Below are 16,881 nucleotides of genomic sequence, written 5' to 3'. Positions count from 1 at the left end.
GGTTTCACCCCGATGGACGCGGGCCGGCCTGGGAGCGGCCCGCACTGCAAAACAGATCACCGAACTGACATGACCCTTCTCCACCTCGATCCAGTTGACCTCGATCACCGCCGCGCCAGCCACACGGCGCGCGAGATCGCCCATCAGCCCGCCATCTGGCAGGCCGTCTATGCGCAGCTGCAGGCCGAGCGTCCCATGCTGGACGCCTTCCTGGATCCGCTGCTGTCCCTGCCCGACCTGCGCATCGTGCTGACCGGTGCCGGCAGCTCCGCCTTCATCGGACAATGCCTGGCACCTGGCCTGCTGCGCCTGCTGGGCCAGCGCCCGGGCATTCGCGTCGAGGCCGTCGCAACGACGGACATCGTCTCCAGCCCGGAGCAATGCCTGCAGCCCGAAGTGCCCACGCTGCTGGTGTCTTTCGCCCGCTCCGGCAACAGTCCCGAAAGCCTGGCTGCTGTGGAGCTGGCCGACCGCCTCGTCAAGCGCTGCCACCACCTCGTCGTCACCTGCGCCGCCGAGGGCACGCTGAATCGCCGCCTGGCCGGGCAGGCTCACGCCCATGTACTGCTGCTGCCCGATGAGACCCACGACCGCGCCTTCGCCATGACGTCCAGCTTCAGCGGCATGCTGCTGGCCGCCGCCTGGGCCTTCAGCCTGCCGCTGCGGCCTGTGGCCGAACTGGCACAGGCCGCAGCGGCGCTGGCCGAGCGCGAGGCTGATCGCCTCCACGCGCTGGTCGAGCAGCCCTTCGAGCGCGTTGTCTATCTCGGCAGCAACGCGCTGCTGGGCCTCGCCCGCGAAGCCGCGCTGAAGCTGCTGGAGCTGACCGACGGCAAGCTCGTGGCGCTGGCCGACTCGCCGCTCGGCTTTCGCCATGGCCCCAAGACCATCCTGAACGACAGGACGCTGGTGGTCATCCTCCTGTCCAACGACTCCTACACCCGCCAGTACGACTTGGACCTGCTGCGCGAGCTGCGCCGCGAAGGTCGGGCCCGCGTGCTGGCGCTGCGCACCGCAGTGCCGAACGGCGCGGAAGCCCCTCACGCCGACGACGTGCAACTGGACCTGCCCGCCACCGCCCCCGACTTGGCGCTGGCCCCGGTCGCGCTGGTATTCGCGCAATGCCTGGCCCTGCTCGCCTCGCTGCAGTTGGGCATCACGCCGGACAACCCCAGTGCCTCCGGTACCGTGACCCGCGTCGTCAGCGGTGTCACCATTCACCCCCTGCCCCCAACACACCCGTCGCAGCAGTCCTGATGAGCGCCCTCTTCCTCGGCATCGATGGTGGCGGCACCAAGACCGCCTTCATCCTCCTGGACGAAGGCGGCCGCCTGCTGGCCCGCCACGAATCGACGACGAGCTATTACCTCGAGATCGGCTTCGACGCGCTACGGGCCCTGCTGCGCGACGGCATCCAGGCCGCGCTGCATCAGGCCGGCTCAGCCGCAAGCGACGTGAGCCACGCTTTCGCAGGCTTGCCAGCGCATGGCGAAGACAGCGGGCTGCTGCCGGCTTTCGACGGCCTGCTGGCCGGTGTCCTGCCCCGCAGCACCGTCGGCAACGACATGGTCTGCAGCTGGGCCGGCTCCCTTGCCGGCGCGGACGGCATCAGTCTCGTCGCAGGCACAGGCTCCATTGCCTACGGCGAATGGATGGGCCGCGGCGCGCGCAGCGGCGGCTGGGGCGAAGTCTTCGGTGACGAAGGTTCCGCCCACTGGCTGGCGCGCGAGGTGCTGGCGCTGTTCTCGCGCATGGCCGACGGTCGCGCCGAGCCCGGACCGCTGCTGGGCCTGGTGCGCCGGCACTTCGAGCTCCGGCACGACCTCGACCTCTGCGGTTCGATCAACGGCGGCGCCGCTCGCAGCGAGCTGGCCCAGGTGGCTCGCCTGGCCACGGCCGCGGCGCAAGCCGGCGACGAACAGGCCAGCCAGCTTCTCGTACGCGCCGGCGACGAGCTGGCCGCGCTGGCCGCTGGCGTCGCTCGCAACCTGGGTCTGGCTGACATCCAGGCCCTGCCCGTGTCCTACTCCGGCGGCGTGTTCGCGGCCGGTGAGCTTGTGCTGGGCCCACTGAAGGCTGCGCTCGCCCGCCGCCTACCCGGCGCCGTGCTGACGACGCCGCGCCACGGCCCCGAGCTGGGCGCGGCCTTGTACGCCGCGCGCTTGGGCGGCCGGCCCCTGTCACCCGCAGCGCTGGCGCGCCTGAAGGGCTGACGAAAGACCCCAATCGATATGATTCGAAAGTAGCCCGCCTTTCGATCTCGCATGCCTCGCCCGAATTCCAAGCCGCCCCCGGCCAAACCCGAAAGCACTCTGCTCATCGACGAACGCCGCCGCCTGATCCGCGAGCTGGTGCAGACGCACGGCCGCGTCACGGTGGACGAACTGGCCGAACGCTTCGGCACTTCGGTCGTCACCATCCGCAGCGACCTCAACGCGCTGGCCTCCACCGGCGCCGTGCTGCGCACCCATGGCGGCGCGCTGGCGCAGCGCGACACGGAGGAGGTACCCATCGGCGTCAAGCAGAAGCTGCGCCACGAGCAAAAGGCACGGATCGCCACCGAGGCCGCAAAGATGATCCGCGATGGTGAGACCATCCTGTTGGATTCCGGCTCCACGACCGAGGAGATCGCCAAGCAGATCCGCGGCCTGAAGCTCACCTCGCTGAACGTCATCACCAACGCGCTCAATATCGCGGGCTTGCTCGCGACGGTGCCTCACGTCAACCTCATCATGCCCGGCGGCCAGCTGCGCCCAAACTCGTACTCGCTGTCCGGCCCGCAAGCTGTGGCAGCGCTTCAGGGTTTGCACGCCGACCGCCTCTTCCTCGGCGTCGACAGCCTGGATCCCGACATCGGCCTGATGACGCCCCATCTGCTGGAAGCGCAGCTCAACGCCCAGATGATGAAGATCAGCCGTCAGGTCGTGGCCGTGGCAGACGCATCCAAGCTGATGAAGCGAAACCTGTCGGTCATCGCGCCGGTAGAACAACTGGATGTGCTGATTACTGACAGCGGCGCAGACCAGGCGATCGTGGATCAGTTGCGGGGACGCGGGATTGAGGTGGTGTTGGCCTAGGAGGCTACTGGCCCAGGTCCGGCACGACGGCCGTGACCTCGATCTCCACCTTGGCTCGGTCCTCCATCAACGCCGACACCTGCACGGCACTCATCGCAACGCCATAGTCGCGGCCGAGCACGTCACGGTAGGCTTGGCCCACCTCACGGCCGCGGGCCAGGTACTCGCGCTTGTCTACGAGGTACCAGGTCATGCGCACGATGTGGCCAGGTGTGGCGCCGGCCTCGGCAAGCACGGCACGGATGTTGGCCAGCGTCTGGCGCACCTGTTCGATGAGGTCGTCGCTGTCGAATTCGCAGCGCTCATTCCAGCCGATCTGGCCGGCAACGAAGACCTGGCGGCCGCTGGCCGCGACGCCATTGGCGTAGCCGCGCGGCTGGGTCCAACCGGCCGGCTGGAGGATCTGCTTGTGGGTCATGGCATGGGCTCCTGTGCGGGCGAGAGTGCGGCCCGCAGGTCGTCGGGAATCGCCTGGGGCAGGTGCGTGGCCAGCGAGGTACAGACCAGCACCTGCGTGAACTCGACGCGAGCCCCCCCGACTTCATCGTCCTTGCCGGAAAAAGCAACGCGCAACGTCAGGGAACTGCGGCCCAGCCGCTCCAGGTGGATACGTTGCACGAGCCGGTCACCTTGACGGCTGACACGAAGGAAGCGCGTATCCAACTGGGCGGTCGGCAAGCCGATGCCGCGCTCGCCGATCAGCGCTTCAAAGGGGAGACCCAGTGCGTCGCCGAACCAATCCTCGATCAGCTCGTTGAGCATCTCGAAATAGCGTGGGTAGAAGACGATGCCGGCCGGATCGCAATGGCCGAAGCGAACCAATTGCTCGCGCTCGAACACCGGCGCGCTCATGCGCCGGGCTCCTTCAGCTTGAAGCGCTGCAGCTTTCCCGTCTCGGTGCGTGGAAGGCTCGTGCGGAACTCAATGACGCGCGGGTACTTGTAGGGCGCGATGCTCGCTTTCACGTGCTCCTGCAACGCCTTCACGTCACCGGCATGCCCCTCGCGCAGTACGACGAAGGCCTTGACCAGTTGGCCGCGATCTTCGTCGGGCACTCCGATGACGGCACACTCGGCAACGGCCGGGTGGCTCAGCAGCGCCGCCTCGATCTCGGGGCCGGCGATGTTGTAGCCGCCCGAGATGATCATGTCGTCGGTGCGGGCCTGGTAGACGTAGTAGCCGTCTTCATCGATGAGGTAGGCGTCGCCGGTCAGGTTCCAACCGTCCTGGACATACTGGAGCTGGCGCTCGTCGGCAAGATAGCGGCAGCCGGTCGGTCCCTTGACCGCCAGATGCCCGACCTGGCCAGCGCGCAGCGGCTGCCCGGCGTCGTCGAGGATGCAGGCTTGGTAGCCGGGCACGGGCTTGCCAGTGGCGCCCCCCTTGGCGTCCTCTTCGGTGTGCGAGATGAAGATGTGCAGCAACTCGGTCGCGCCGATGCCGTCGAGGAGTTCGAGCCCCGTCGCCTGCTTCCACAGCGCCCGCGTGGCCGCCGGCAGGGCCTCACCGGCGCTGACGCATTTGCGCAGGCTCGAGATGTCGTGTTGAGCCACGAGCGGCGCCATCGCGCGGTACGACGTCGGCGCCGTGAAGCAGACCGTGGCACGGTGCTCGGCGATGGCAGCAAGCAGCAGGTCTGGCGCAGCCTTCTCCAGCAGCACGGTGGACGCACCGACGCTCATCGGGAACAGCAGCAGACCGCCCAGGCCGAACGTGAAAGCCAGCGGCGGGCTGCCGATAAAGACATCACCGGACTCCGCGCGCAGGCAGTGCGCCGGCCAGCAGCGGCAGATCGCGAGGATGTCGCGATGGAAATGCATGGTTCCCTTGGGCTGGCCCGTGGTGCCGGAAGTAAAGGCGATCAGCGCGCAGTCGTCGCTGGCCGTGTCGACATTCGTGAACGTGGCGGGCTGGCGCGAGGCGCGGGCTTCAAGGCCATCCGGTGCGGGGCTGCGGAAGTGGCAGATGACGCGCAGCACCGGGTGCTGCTGTTGGGCCGCCGCCAATTCCGAGGCCAGGGCTGCATCGCATAGCGCATGCGTGACCTCGGCCTTGGCGATGACCTTGCCCAGTTCCACCGCGCGCAGCAGCGGCATGGTCGCGACTGCGACCGCCCCCGCCTTGATGACGGCGAACCAGCAGGCCGCCATCTGCGGCGTGTTGGTGCCACGTAGCAGCACGCGGTTGCCTGGCACGACGCCAAGCTCGTGGACCAGCACGTTGGCGATGCGATTGGCCTCGGCCTGCAGTTCGGCATAGGTCCACTTCAAACCGCCGCCCTGCACGCAAGCGCGGCCACCCTGCCCTTGCTCGACCCAACGATCCAGCAGCTCGGTCGCAGCGTTCAGCCTGGATCCGAACTGCAGCTCGGGCAAATCAAACACCAGCTCGGGCCACTGGTCCTGCGGTGGCAGATGTTCTCTGGTGAAGGTATCCCGATGAGCCGATGGATGCATGGTTGTTTCACGCCTTCTTGAGGAGCTCGCGACCGATGATGAGTTGCTGCACTTCGCTGGCGCCCTCGTAGATGCGCAGCGCACGGATTTCCCGATAGAGCGATTCGACAATCTCGCCCCGGCGCACACCGCGACCGCCGAAGAGCTGCACGGCGGCGTCGATGACCTGCTGGGCCCCTTCTGTGGCCATCAGCTTGGCCATGGCGGCTTCCTTGGTGATGGTCTTGCCCTGGTCGCGCAGCCAGGCGGCGCGGTAGACCATCAGCGCGGACGAGTCCACTGTGCAGGCCATGTCGGCCAGCCTGGCCTGGGTCAGCGGCAAGTCGGACAACCGCCCACCGAACATGCTCCGCGCCTTGGCCTGGGCGATACCCTCCTGCAGCGCGCGGCGCGCAAAGCCCAGTGCCGCGGCAGCGACCGATGTGCGAAAGACATCCAGCGTACGCATGGCCAGCTTGAAGCCCTCGCCGGGCGCGCCCAGCATCTGGGTTTTGGGCACGCGGCAGTGGGTGAATCGCAAGCGGGCGAGTGGATGTGGCGCGATGACGTTGATGCGCTCTGCAATCTCGAAGCCCGGGATACCGGCATCAACAATGAAGGTCGAGATGCCGCGCGCGCCGGGCGCTTCGCCCGTCCGCGCGAACAGCACGTAGAAGTCGGCGATGCCGCCGTTGGAGATCCAGGTCTTCTCGCCATTCAGCACGTAGGCGTCGCCGTCTTCCGTGGCGCTGCACTGCATGGCCGCGACGTCGGAGCCCGCATCCGGCTCTGAGAGCGCGAAGGCAGCCAGCGCTTCCCCTCGTGCCACGCGGGGCAGATACTGCTCGCGCTGGGCCGGCGTGCCCTGCAGCGAGATCGCGCCCGATCCCAGGCCCTGCATGGCAAAGGCGAAATCAGCCAGCCCCTCGTGGCCAGCCAGGGTCTCTCGGATCAGGCAGATGGCACGGGTGTCGATGGCCTGGCCTTCATTGGCCACGGCATGGTTGAGCCAGCCGGCGGCGCCGAGCTGGGCGACCAAGCTGCGGCATTGAACATCGACGTCGGCTTCATGGTCGACATGCTGCAGGTGGGCGCCGCACCAGGCGTCGAGCGCCGTCGCCAACTCGCGGTGCTTGGCGTCGAAGAAGGGCCAGTCGAGATGCTCCATCTCAGTTCCCCTGGAACACCGGCTTCCCTTTGGCGACGAACGCCTCGTAAGCGCGGTGGAAGTCCTGGGTCATCATGCAGATGGCCTGGGCCTGAGCCTCAGCCTCGATGGCCTCGTCCACGCCCATCGACCACTCCTGGTGCAGCATGCGCTTCGTCATGGCGTGGCCGAAGCCGGGGCCTCTCGCAATCTCGCCAGCCCATTTCAGCGTCTCGTCCAGGAGTTGGTCGGGCTCTGTCACACGGTTAAGGAAGCCCCAGGCCAGGGCCTCCTCGCCACCCAAGCTCCGGCCGCTGTAGAGCAGGTCGGACGCACGGCCCTGTCCCACGATGCGTGGCAGCATCGCGCAGGCTCCCATGTCGCAGCCAGCGAGGCCCACGCGGGTGAACAGGAAGGCCGTCTTGCTGCGTGCCGTGCCGACGCGCAGGTCGGACGCCATGGCCAAGATGGCGCCCGCGCCGGCGCAGACGCCATCGATGGCCGAGAGGATGGGCTGGGGGCAGGCACGCATGGCCTTGACGAGGTCGCCCGTCATGCGCGTGAAGGCCAGCAGGTCGGGCATGCTCATGCCCGTCAGCGGGCCGATGATTTCGTGCACATCGCCACCGGAACAGAGATTGCCACCGGCGCCGTGCACGACGATGGCCTTGAGCTCGTTCACATAGCTCAGCCGCCGGAACAGGTCACGCAGCTCGGCATAGGAATCGAAAGTCAGCGGGTTCTTGCGTTCCGGACGGTTCAGCGTGATGACGCCTACGCCTCCTTGCTGCTGCCACAGGAAGTGTTGCGGCGCAAAGTCGGCAAGACTCTGGCTGTTGCCCGAGGCGAGATGCGGGGTCATGGGGTGTTGTCCTTGAGATGAGTCTTGAGCAGGGCCAGCAGCTGATGGACCTGGGTCTTCTGTGCCGGCGTCCAGCCCGCGAACAGCTCGACGATCCAGCCCTCGTGTGTGGCCGCCATGCGCTTGAACTGGCGGCGCCCCTGGGGCGTGAGCTTGACGATGAAGCTGCGCCGGTCATCGGCGCGTGTCTCGCGCAGCACCAGTCCTTCGGCTTCCAGTTGATCAGTGATGCCAGTGACGTTGCCGCCAGTCACCATCAGGCGCTGGGATAGCTCGCGCATGCTCAGGCCGTCGGGGTGTCGCTCCAACTGGGCTAGCAGGTCAAAGCGCGGCAGCGTGGTCCCGAAGTCCTGGCGCAGGCGCTGGCGGATCTGATCTTCGACACGTGTGGTGCAGGACAGCAGGCGCAGCCAGAGCTTGAGCGCCTGGTGGTCGTCGTCGGAGAGTCGCGTTTCGAGGTCGACTTCGCTCACATCGTCTCCCCACCGCAGACGGCAATGGCCTGACCGTTGATGGCGCCATTGCCGAGGATCCAGACGACCGTGTCAGCCACCTCGTCAGGCCGGATCAGCCGCCCCTGCGGGTTGGCCCTGGACAACTCCGTCCTGGCCTGCTCGGGCGTACGGCCGGTCTTGGCGACGAGGGTGTTGACGGCACTCTCGACGATGTCGGTTTCGGTGTAGCCGGGACAGACAGCATTGACTGTCACGCCCTTGGTGGCGACTTCGAGCGCCAGCGCGCGCGTCAGGCCCAGCACGCCGTGCTTGGCGGCGCAATAGGCAGCCACGTAGGCGTAGCCCTTGAGCGCCGCCGTGCTCGCCACGTTGACGATGCGCCCACTCTTGCGCATCAGCATGCCGGGCAGCACGGCGCGGCTGCAAAGGAAGGTACCAGTGAGGTTGACGTTGAGCAGTCGCTGCCAGAGCTCCAGCGAGGTCTTGGCGAAGGGCGTGGTTTCAACCTGGCCGGCGTTGTTGACGAGGATGTCGACATCGCCCACTGCGGCAAAGGCCCCATTCACGCTGGTTTCGTCAGACACATCGCAGACCTGGATGAGCACGTCCCCGAGTGCCGCCTGCTGGGCCTGCAAACGCCCCAGGCTGCGGCCCATCAACGTGACGCGAAAGCCGTCGGCCAGCAGCCGCTTTGCCACCGCAGCGCCGATGCCGCTGCCACCACCGGTCACCACCGCGTGTTGATCCTTCATACGCCCAATGCCTTGTTGGCCTGCTCTGCCGCAGCCACGTTGCCAGCGCGCTGGCGTTCGAACTCGCGTTCGAGTTGTCTCTTGCCGGAAAGGTATTGCCTGGGCCATTCGAGGCCGATGGGGCCGACATAGCCGATACGCGCAGCCTCGTTCAGCGTCCAGGCCGGATTGGCCAGATGAGGGCGGGCGATAGCGCAAAGGTCGGCTCGGCCCGAGGCAACGATGCTGTTGACGTGATCGGCCTCGGAGATGGCGCCGACAGCCATGGTGGCGATGCCGACGCGGTTGCGGATGCTTTCGGCAAACGGCGTCTGGAACATACGGCCGTAAACCGGCTGCTGCGCCTTGCTGACCTGGCCGGACGAGACGTCGATGAGGTCGGCGCCCGCGGCCTTGAAAGCGGCGGCGACGGAGACCGCATCCTCGGGCAAGGTGCCTCCAGGCACCCAGTCGTGGGCCGAGATACGCACCGACATCGGCCGGTCCGGCGGCCAGACCTCGCGCACGGCCGTGAAAACCTCCAGCGGGTAGCGCAGTCGGTTTTCCAGCGAACCGCCGTATTTGTCTTCGCGCTGGTTGGTCAGCGGTGAGATGAAGGCCGAGAGCAGATACCCGTGAGCGCAGTGCAGCTCCAGCCAATCGAAGCCGGCATCGGCAGCGCGGCGAGCCGCGGCGACGAAGTCTTCCAGCACGCGGTCCATGTCCGCACGCGACATGGCTCGGGCGATCTGGCTGACGCCACTGAGGTATTGCTGCGGCGATGCCGAGATCAGCGGCCAGTTGCCGTCGGCCAGGGGTTGGTCTTCGCCTTCCCAGGGCACACGGGTCGATCCCTTGGGGCCGGCGTGCCCGAGCTGCATGGCGATCTTGGCGCTGCTGCTGGTGTGTACATGCTCGACGATGCGCCGCCAGGCCGCGCCCTGAACGTCGTTCCAAAGGCCCGGGCAGGCGGGCGTGATGCGCGCATCGGGCGACACGCAGGTCATCTCGGCGAAGACGAGGCCGGCCCCGCCGAGGGCCCGAGCGCCAAGGTGGACCAGGTGGTAGTCGCCGGGAATACCGTCTTGGCAGCTGTACTGGGCCATTGGCGAGACGACGACACGGTTCTTGAGCGTCAGGCCGCGCAGCTTGAAGGGCGTGAACATCGGCGGCAATTGCGCGTCCACGCCGCTTCGGCTGGCCAGCCAGCGCTCGAACTCGCCCACGTATCGGGCATCGCGCAGGCGCAGGTTCTCGTGCGAGATACGCTGGGAGCGCGTCAGCAGCGAATAGGCGAACTGCTCGGGAGCGAGCCGCGCATGGCGCTCGACGTTCTCGAACCACTCCGTCGAATTGCGTGCCGCGTTCTGGATGCGCAGCACCTCGATGCCGCGGGTGGCTTCGTAGGCGTCGAGCGCCGTCTGCAGGTCTCCATGAGTCTGGATGTCGCGCGCCAGGTCGATGGCGTCCTCCAGCGCGAGCTTGGTGCCGGAGCCAATGGAAAAGTGGGCCGTGTGGGCGGCATCGCCCATCAGCACGACTGGAATACCACGGTCGTTGCGATGCACCCAGGTCTTGCAGACGACACGCGGGAAGCGGATCCACGATGCGGAGCCGCGCAGATGGTTGGCATTGGATATCAGCGCGTGGCCGTCCAGCACCCTGGCGAAGACCTTCTCGCAAAACGCGATGCCCTCTTCCTTGCCCATCTTCTCCAGGCCTGCAGCGCGCCATACGTCTTCGGGGGCCTCGACGATGAAGGTCGAGTGTGTCGCGTCGAAGCGGTAGGCATGGGCCTGAAACCAGCCCCACTCGGTCTTCTGGAAGTCGAACGTGAAGGCGTCGAACAGCTTTGTGGTGCCCAGCCACACGAAGCGGCAGCGACGCAGGTCGATGTCGGGCTGGTAGGTGGTTGAGTACTTCTGGCGGATGCGGCTGTTCAGGCCATCGGCGGCAATGATGAGGTCAGCATCGATGCCAGCATCGTCGGGCACCTCGATGTCGTAGATCAGCTCAACGCCCAGGGCCTGGGCCCGCGCCTGCAGGATGTTGAGCAGCTTCTTGCGGCCGATGCCGCAAAAGCCATGTCCGCCGGAGACGATGCTGCGGCCGGCGATATGGACGGCGATGTCGTCCCAATGGTTGAAGGCGTCGGCGATCTCGGCGGCCGTCTCGGGGTCGGCCTCGCGCAGCGCCTCCACCGTCTGGTCGGACAGCACGACGCCCCAGCCGAAGGTGTCGCCTGCCCGGTTGCGCTCCAGCACCCTCACCTCATGGGCGGGATTGGCCTTCTTCATCAGCAGCGCGAAATACAGGCCGGCGGGACCGCCGCCAATGCAGGTGATACGCATGATGCGCACAACTTTAGAAATCAATAGTTCATACGTCAACCAATTTGACAGAATGAGCCCAAAGTGGAAAACCCTAAGTCCGGCGGCGGACCCAGGGTTTGCGTTGGGAAGAGCCTGGCGTCAGCGCCAGTTCACATGAACGATCCGAAATTCGTTCTTCTTCAGCGCTTGCAACAGGAAGGGCAACGCCTTGGCCGTTTGGTCCTGGGCATCGTGCAGCAGGATGATGCCGCCCCCAGTCCGGGCCAGTTGGCCCAGCAGCTTGTCGGCCAGCATCTGCGGCGTCTGGTCGGGGAGCCAGTCTTCGGCGCTGGCATCGACAGACATGACCGTCAGGCCGCGATCCTTCAGCGTCGCGAGCAGCGTGGGCGTTTCTTCGAGGAAGGGAAAGCGGTAGGCGGCCGGCTCAACCCCAAGGGCGGTCCGGTAGATGCCCACCATGGCATCGAGGTCGGCCGTCTGCGCAGCCGGCGGCAGCAGGGAGAAGTGCTCATGCCGGTAGCCGTGCATGCCGACGCTGTGGCCGGCATCGCGCACTTGGCGGGCCAGGGCCGCGTGCTGGCGCATCGGCTCGCCGTTCATGAAGAAGCTGGCCTGCACGCACTGGTCAGCCAGCGCCTTCAGCACGAGCGGGGTGGACTCGAGCCTGGGACCATCGTCAAAGGTGAGCACGACCTCCTTAGGTCGAAGCGTTGGCAAGGCAGCGTGTTGCACCGTTCCCCAGGCGGCGGCCTCACGCTTGAGCGTCAGCGTGCGCGAGGTGCCCAGCGCGTCGAGGCCGCAGGCGGGCTGCGCGGCGGCAACAGCAGCGAGCGTCAGACTCATCAGCATGCCCATCAGTGCGCCCCGACCGGGGCCTCACGGCCTTCGACGGCGTCCTCCTGGTCATGCGGAAAGGGCGCCAGCCAGGCCAGGATGACCGGCGGGATCGAGAAGATCAGCACCCAGCCAAAGAAGCTCACGTACTGGTGGTCGACATGGTTCCACAGCAGGCCGCTGACGCTGCCGGTTCCCCACTTGGTCAGTGCCATGACGCCCGTTGCCATCGCGTAATGCGCCATGCGAAAGGGCCCCGGCGCGATCTGCTGCATCATGTAAAGCATGTGGCCAACCGAGCCCATGCCGAAGCCGAACTTCTCGATGGATACGATGACGGCGATCGTCACCGTATCCGTCGGCATCGATTGCGCGAGATAGAAGTAGGTCAGGTGCGGGATGTTGAGCACCAGAGCCAGCGTGAAGAAGGTGCGCGGCAATGTGCGCCGGGCGACCAGGAAACCGCCCAGGAAGGCCCCGGCAATGAAGGTCAGCGTGCCCACCGTGCCGTTGATGTGCCCCAGGGCCTCGTTGTCCAAACCCAGGCCGCCCGCGGCGCGGGCATCCAACAGGAAGAGCGGTCCGAACTTCTCGATGAACCCCTCGCCGAAGCGATAGAAGAAGATGACGGCCAGCATCATCCAGATCTGCGGCTTCTTGAAGAAAGTGACCCAGGCCTCGGCCGTGGACCTGAGGCCACCGGCCAGACCCTGACCATGCAGGTGCGAGGGCGAACCGGGCGGCAGCACGCGCACGTGATAAAGCCCGAACACCGCCATGACCGCGGCCGCCAGCGACACCACCACCATCCAGCATTGCACCCAGCTCAGGCCAACGTGGTTGTGCAGGTAGCCGGTCAGAGACACCAGCAGGCCCGAGGCAATGACGGCACCGAGGTTCCAACACATACCTTGAACGCCGGAGTAGCGCGCCTGGTCGGTCTTGGAGACGGTGGTCATGAAGACACCATCGGCGCAGGTGTCCTGCGTGGCCGAGGCGAAGCCGACGATCCAGAAGAAGGCGAGAGAGAGTTTGAAGAAACCTTCGGTGGGCAGACACAACGCGACCAGGCCAAGAGCCGCCGCCATCGTGAACTCCATGCTGATGACCCAGAAGCGCTTGCTGCGGTAGGTCTCCAGCAGCGGCGCCCACAGGGGTTTCAGCACCCAGGGCAGGTACATCTGCGAGGTGTAAAGGGCGATGTCCTCGTTGGAGATGCCGAGGTTCTTGTAGAGGATGGCCGCAACGACCCCGACCATCACGTTGGGCAAACCCATGGCCAGGTAGAGCGACGGCACCCAGACGAGTGGGTGGCGAGTGGACGAAGTCATGGGATCTCCAGGGTCTTTTGTTGGCGGTCAGCGCGACGGCGGCGTCAGCGCCTGCAGCGCCGCCGACACATAGACCAGCGGCGCATTCCAGTTGATGGCCACCTCGTTGCTGGCATAGCTGCAGCCATGGTCAAGGTAGGACCGCGCCGGCAGCGCGGACGCATACGGCACGGGACAGTGCTTCTGGTCCTGCTGACCCGGATTGGGCCCACCGACGATGAAGCCGGGCACGGGCTGCTCGACGCCATCGGCTTCGGAGGGCCGATGGTGCGGGTGCTGAGGGCTGCGCTGGCCGAAGCCGGTCACATAGCTCAGGCCCAGCGGGTTGCGGCCCAGGACATAGTCCAGCGCGGATTGCGCGGCATCCAGTTGCGCACGATCGGCACTGAGCCGGTAGGCCTGGATCAGCATGAGCGCCTGGTTCAATGCATGGGCGTTGCTACCCCAGACAAAGTCGGTGGAGACCTCCATCGTCAGACGATAGGCCGAGGCCTTCCAGGACGCGGCGAGCTCGTCGCCAAAACCGCGCATCTTGCGCGTGACGAGTTCGGCATCGGCCTGCGGCAATGCGTCGCGGTGCTGGGCCAGGCTCATCCAGGCCAGACCCACCACGTCCCCCCAACCCGGCACGCGGACTGGCTGGGAGTCCAGCTTCATTGCCGCCCGGTAGCCGGCCTCGCCCGTGGTGATGTAGAGCTCTGCGGCAGCCCAGGCCAACTCATCGTCCAGTCGGGTGTCGCCGTACTCGCCAGTGCGTACGTCGGGTGGGTTCCGGTAGTAAGTCTGCGGGTTGGCGCGCGCCCAGCCCCAGGCCGCAATGGCGGCCTCGCGCATGCGCGCCGACAGGCCGGGTCGCTGCGCTTCGAACGGCCTGAAGACGCGGCTTGCATGAGCCATCACGGCGGCGAAATCCAGCGCGGCGGCCGTGCTCTTTTGCACGACGTAACGCTCGCCACGCGCCTCGTGCGGCATCTGGTTGCCGTCGAAACCCTTGTTGGTGAGCTTGTGATAGACGCCGCCATCGGCAGGGTCCTGCATCGCCAGCATCCATTCAAGATTCCACAGCACCTCGTCGAGCACGTCCGGCAGGCCATTGCCGCTCTCGGGGATGTCCAGTCTCTGGGTCTTGAACAACGCCGGGAACTGCTCCCAGGCCGCCAGCAGCGTGAAGACCGTGATGCCCGAGTTGACGATGTATTTGTTGTAGTCGCCAGCGTCGTACCACCCCTTGGGTGCGGAAATGCGAGTTCCTTCGGGACGCTTGTCGCTGGCCGCCGAGGCGTGAATCAGCACTTCGGTGTCGGGGTGTCCGGCGGGCCGGGCCCAGCGGCCAGCGTGGCGAGCCTCCAGCGCGATGCCGGCTCGGTTGAAATAGAAGGCCTTGAGGCTGGCGGCCGTCAGCGCGGCATAGGCGTCGGGGGCGATGTGGATGCGAGGCGACGTCGGCACACCTTCGACCCGCAGCTCGTACTCGCCCGGCTGGGTCAACGCCGTGAAGTCGGCCAGGCGCACGGCCTGGCCAGCCGGGGCCCAGGTCCTGGCCGCGCCGAGACGGCCGCGCAGCACGACGTCGCCGCCGCCCACACGGATGATGCGGAACTCGTCGCCCGCATCGGCCGGCAGCGTGGCCCACTTGGCGGCGGCAGGCAGATAGCCCACCTGGTTGACGGCAACGCCTTGCGCGGACGCGCCGCCGGTGAGCACCCCCAAGCATGCAAGGCTCAGGAGCACCGCGGAAAAGCGTCGGGAACGGACGATGTGCTTCATGTCGGATTGATTATGACAACGCTGTCAGGCAGCGTGTATTGGGGTCAGTGCTCAGACGAAAACCGCCGAGCCCCGGAGGGCGCGGCGGCGGCATGCGGCATCAGGCGCTCCAGCGCAGATCGCCCCCTTCGGCCACGACCGGACTGCGACGACCATCGACCTCCAGGCTCCAGTCGTACAGCGCGCCCTCGGTGACGCAGGCCACGTAATGTCCGCCTTCGCAAGCGACCCTGCCTCGAGCCGCGACGCTGCCGTCAGCCGCCACAACCGTGAAGGCGGCGCTCACGCCGTCGTCCAGCTCGAACACCCGCAACACCGTGCCGCGTGCGAAGTCGTAGTCCGGCTTCTCCATCTCGGCACCCCAGGCGATGACGCTGTTCGGCGCGGCGTACAAGGGCATGGACATGAAGCCATGCGTCTCGCGATGCCAGCGACCGCCCTGCTTCTTCTCGCCTGACAGCAGGTGGGTCCACCTGCCCTCGGGCAAATAGAAATCCACTTCGCCACCTTCTGTGAAGACGGGAGCGACAAGCAGACTCTCGCCGAGCTGGTACTGCCGATCCAGCGTTGCGCAGGCGGGGTCCTGCGGGTGCTCCATCAGCATGGAGCGCATCAACGGCACGCCCGTCTCAGTCGCCTCGTGCGCCTTGGCGTAGAGATAGGGCATGAGCTGGTGCTTGAGCCGCGTGAAGGTGCGCAGCACGTCGCAGCTCTCTTCATCGACCAGCCATGGCACCCGATAGCTGCTGCTGCCGTGCAGTCGGCTGTGCGAGCACATCAGGCCAAACTGGATCCAGCGCTTGTAGACGGCAGGCGGCGGATTGCCTTCGAAGCCGCCAATATCATGACTCCAGAAGGCGAAACCGCAGCTCGTCAGCGACAGCCCGCCACGCAAGCTCTCGGCCATGGATTCGAAGGTACTCCAGCAATCACCGCCCCAGTGCACCGGGAAGCGCTGGCCGGAAGCGTAGGTGGAGCGCGCGAAGACGATGGCCTCATTGCCCTGGACTTCCTGCAGCAGCTCGAAAACCGCCTCGTTGTATTGCAGCGCGTAGAGGTTGTGCATCTCGACCGGGTCGGAGCCGTCGTGATAGGCCACGCCCTCGCTCGGGATGCGCTCGCCGAAGTCTGTCTTGAAGCAGTCAGCACCAAGGGACAGCAGGCGGCGTAAGTGCCCCTGATACCAGGCCTTGGCGGCCGGATTCGTGAAGTCCACGATGGCCATGCCGGGCTGCCACTGATCGGTCTGGAAGGTCAGGCCATCTTGTGGGCCGCCCTTGCGCTTGATGAAGTAGCCGTGCTTCACCCCTTCGGCGAACAGCGGCGACTTCTGCGCCACATAGGGGTTGATCCAGAGACTGATCTTCAGCCCCTTGCCGTGCAGGCGCTTGAGCATGGCCTCGGGCTCGGGAAAGCCGCGGCGGTCCCATTCGAAGTCGCACCACTGGAACTCACGCATCCAGAAGCAGTCGAAGTGGAAGACCGAAAGCGGCAGTTCGCGCTTGGCCATCTCATCGATGAAGTGCGTGGCCGTCGCCTCGTCGTACTGGGTCGTGAACGAGGTCGTCATCCACAGTCCGAAACTCCAGGCCGGCGGCAGCGGGGCCCGACCTGTCAGCGCTGTCAATCGGCCAATCACTTCCTTGGGCGTGGGGCCTGCGATAACGCAGTAGTCCAGGCTCTCGCCTTCGCGGCTGAACTGCACGCGGGCCACTTTCTCCGAGCCGACCTCGAAGGACACCGGGCCGGCCTCGTTGACAAGCACGCCGTAGCCGCGATTGGTCAGGTAGAACGGCACGTTCTTGTAGGCCTGCTCGCAGGCGGTGCCGCCGTCCTTGTTGGTGTTCTCGACGATCTGGCCGTTCTTGACCCAAGGCGTGAAGCGCTCGCCAAGGCCGTAGACGTTCTC

General features: G+C 66.4%; 15 protein-coding genes. 3 read left to right on the top strand and 12 right to left on the bottom strand.

Annotated features, from left to right (window positions below):
* The first annotated feature begins 69 nt into the window (after positions 1 to 69).
* Genes VGF12_RS08670 through VGF12_RS08660 form a run of 3 tightly spaced genes read left to right on the top strand, consistent with a single transcriptional unit; the run spans position 70 to position 3,077 of the window.
* The gene (locus VGF12_RS08670) at positions 70 to 1,257 is read left to right on the top strand and encodes a tagatose-6-phosphate ketose isomerase (RefSeq protein ID WP_331175636.1); all 1,188 of its coding nucleotides are present in this window, start codon (positions 70 to 72) and stop codon (positions 1,255 to 1,257) included.
* Positions 1,257 to 2,213: an N-acetylglucosamine kinase gene (locus VGF12_RS08665; protein WP_331175635.1), complete on the top strand. Its 957-nt coding sequence runs from the start codon at positions 1,257 to 1,259 to the stop codon at positions 2,211 to 2,213. The genes VGF12_RS08670 and VGF12_RS08665 overlap by 1 nt, the downstream gene beginning before the upstream one ends.
* Positions 2,214 to 2,264: 51 nt before the next feature.
* Positions 2,265 to 3,077, top strand: coding sequence for a DeoR/GlpR family DNA-binding transcription regulator (locus VGF12_RS08660; protein WP_331175634.1), 813 nt, complete (start codon positions 2,265 to 2,267; stop codon positions 3,075 to 3,077).
* Between the two features lie 4 nt (positions 3,078 to 3,081).
* Here the strand turns inward: VGF12_RS08660 and VGF12_RS08655 are convergent, their stop codons facing one another.
* From VGF12_RS08655 to yicI, 12 genes are all read right to left on the bottom strand, one after another.
* On the bottom strand, positions 3,082 to 3,495 hold the full coding sequence (locus VGF12_RS08655; RefSeq protein WP_331175633.1) for a RidA family protein: 414 nt from the start codon (positions 3,493 to 3,495) through the stop codon (positions 3,082 to 3,084).
* Positions 3,492 to 3,929, bottom strand: coding sequence for a thioesterase family protein (locus VGF12_RS08650; protein ID WP_331175632.1), 438 nt, complete (start codon positions 3,927 to 3,929; stop codon positions 3,492 to 3,494). The genes VGF12_RS08655 and VGF12_RS08650 overlap by 4 nt, the downstream gene beginning before the upstream one ends.
* The gene (locus tag VGF12_RS08645) at positions 3,926 to 5,533 is read right to left on the bottom strand and encodes a benzoate-CoA ligase family protein (RefSeq protein WP_331175631.1); all 1,608 of its coding nucleotides are present in this window, start codon (positions 5,531 to 5,533) and stop codon (positions 3,926 to 3,928) included. Before VGF12_RS08645 ends, VGF12_RS08650 begins: the two co-directional genes overlap by 4 nt.
* A 7-nt stretch (positions 5,534 to 5,540) precedes the next feature.
* The gene (locus tag VGF12_RS08640; RefSeq protein WP_331175630.1) at positions 5,541 to 6,680 is read right to left on the bottom strand and encodes an acyl-CoA dehydrogenase family protein; all 1,140 of its coding nucleotides are present in this window, start codon (positions 6,678 to 6,680) and stop codon (positions 5,541 to 5,543) included.
* Between the two features lies 1 nt (position 6,681).
* Complete coding sequence (locus VGF12_RS08635) at positions 6,682 to 7,521, bottom strand: enoyl-CoA hydratase family protein (RefSeq protein ID WP_331175629.1); 840 nt, start codon at positions 7,519 to 7,521, stop codon at positions 6,682 to 6,684.
* Positions 7,518 to 7,994 carry a MarR family transcriptional regulator gene (locus tag VGF12_RS08630; protein ID WP_331175628.1) on the bottom strand — a complete coding sequence of 159 codons (477 nt, stop codon included), beginning with the start codon at positions 7,992 to 7,994 and terminating at the stop codon, positions 7,518 to 7,520. The genes VGF12_RS08635 and VGF12_RS08630 overlap by 4 nt, the downstream gene beginning before the upstream one ends.
* A complete protein-coding gene (locus VGF12_RS08625; RefSeq protein WP_331175627.1) occupies positions 7,991 to 8,728 on the bottom strand; it encodes an SDR family NAD(P)-dependent oxidoreductase in 738 nt (245 codons plus the stop codon). Before VGF12_RS08625 ends, VGF12_RS08630 begins: the two co-directional genes overlap by 4 nt.
* Complete coding sequence (locus VGF12_RS08620; protein WP_331175626.1) at positions 8,725 to 11,058, bottom strand: bifunctional salicylyl-CoA 5-hydroxylase/oxidoreductase; 2,334 nt, start codon at positions 11,056 to 11,058, stop codon at positions 8,725 to 8,727. The genes VGF12_RS08625 and VGF12_RS08620 overlap by 4 nt, the downstream gene beginning before the upstream one ends.
* A 120-nt stretch (positions 11,059 to 11,178) precedes the next feature.
* Positions 11,179 to 11,883 (bottom strand): polysaccharide deacetylase family protein, encoded by a 705-nt coding sequence (locus VGF12_RS08615; protein ID WP_331175625.1) that lies wholly within the window; start codon positions 11,881 to 11,883, stop codon positions 11,179 to 11,181.
* An 11-nt stretch (positions 11,884 to 11,894) separates the two neighbouring features.
* A complete protein-coding gene (locus tag VGF12_RS08610; protein ID WP_331175624.1) occupies positions 11,895 to 13,205 on the bottom strand; it encodes an MFS transporter in 1,311 nt (436 codons plus the stop codon).
* Positions 13,206 to 13,232: 27 nt separating this feature from the next.
* Positions 13,233 to 14,972 carry a glycoside hydrolase family 9 protein gene (locus tag VGF12_RS08605; RefSeq protein ID WP_331175623.1) on the bottom strand — a complete coding sequence of 580 codons (1,740 nt, stop codon included), beginning with the start codon at positions 14,970 to 14,972 and terminating at the stop codon, positions 13,233 to 13,235.
* A 100-nt stretch (positions 14,973 to 15,072) separates the two neighbouring features.
* Positions 15,073 to 16,881: alpha-xylosidase (gene yicI, locus VGF12_RS08600; RefSeq protein ID WP_331175622.1), on the bottom strand; the 1,809-nt coding region annotated here is incomplete at its 5' end.

The sequence above is a fragment of the Roseateles sp. genome, from assembly GCF_036404855.1.
Lineage (GTDB): Bacteria > Pseudomonadota > Gammaproteobacteria > Burkholderiales > Burkholderiaceae_C > Pelomonas.
The sequence above is the reverse complement of the archived record's forward strand: the minus strand, read 5'-3'. Positions and strand labels throughout refer to the sequence as shown.

Excerpts from the sequence above, each read along its gene's own strand:
- VGF12_RS08670 (WP_331175636.1), top strand. The coding sequence starts at position 70 with ATGACCCTTCTCCACCTCGATCCAGTTGACCTCGATCACCGCCGCGCC.
- VGF12_RS08665 (WP_331175635.1), top strand. The coding sequence starts at position 1,257 with ATGAGCGCCCTCTTCCTCGGCATCGATGGTGGCGGCACCAAGACCGCC.
- VGF12_RS08660 (WP_331175634.1), top strand. The coding sequence starts at position 2,265 with ATGCCTCGCCCGAATTCCAAGCCGCCCCCGGCCAAACCCGAAAGCACT.
- VGF12_RS08655 (WP_331175633.1), bottom strand. The coding sequence starts at position 3,495 with ATGACCCACAAGCAGATCCTCCAGCCGGCCGGTTGGACCCAGCCGCGC.
- VGF12_RS08650 (WP_331175632.1), bottom strand. The coding sequence starts at position 3,929 with ATGAGCGCGCCGGTGTTCGAGCGCGAGCAATTGGTTCGCTTCGGCCAT.
- VGF12_RS08645 (WP_331175631.1), bottom strand. The coding sequence starts at position 5,533 with ATGCATCCATCGGCTCATCGGGATACCTTCACCAGAGAACATCTGCCA.
- VGF12_RS08640 (WP_331175630.1), bottom strand. The coding sequence starts at position 6,680 with ATGGAGCATCTCGACTGGCCCTTCTTCGACGCCAAGCACCGCGAGTTG.
- VGF12_RS08635 (WP_331175629.1), bottom strand. The coding sequence starts at position 7,521 with ATGACCCCGCATCTCGCCTCGGGCAACAGCCAGAGTCTTGCCGACTTT.
- VGF12_RS08625 (WP_331175627.1), bottom strand. The coding sequence starts at position 8,728 with ATGAAGGATCAACACGCGGTGGTGACCGGTGGTGGCAGCGGCATCGGC.
- VGF12_RS08620 (WP_331175626.1), bottom strand. The coding sequence starts at position 11,058 with ATGCGTATCACCTGCATTGGCGGCGGTCCCGCCGGCCTGTATTTCGCG.
- VGF12_RS08615 (WP_331175625.1), bottom strand. The coding sequence starts at position 11,883 with ATGAGTCTGACGCTCGCTGCTGTTGCCGCCGCGCAGCCCGCCTGCGGC.
- VGF12_RS08610 (WP_331175624.1), bottom strand. The coding sequence starts at position 13,205 with ATGACTTCGTCCACTCGCCACCCACTCGTCTGGGTGCCGTCGCTCTAC.
- VGF12_RS08605 (WP_331175623.1), bottom strand. The coding sequence starts at position 14,972 with ATGAAGCACATCGTCCGTTCCCGACGCTTTTCCGCGGTGCTCCTGAGC.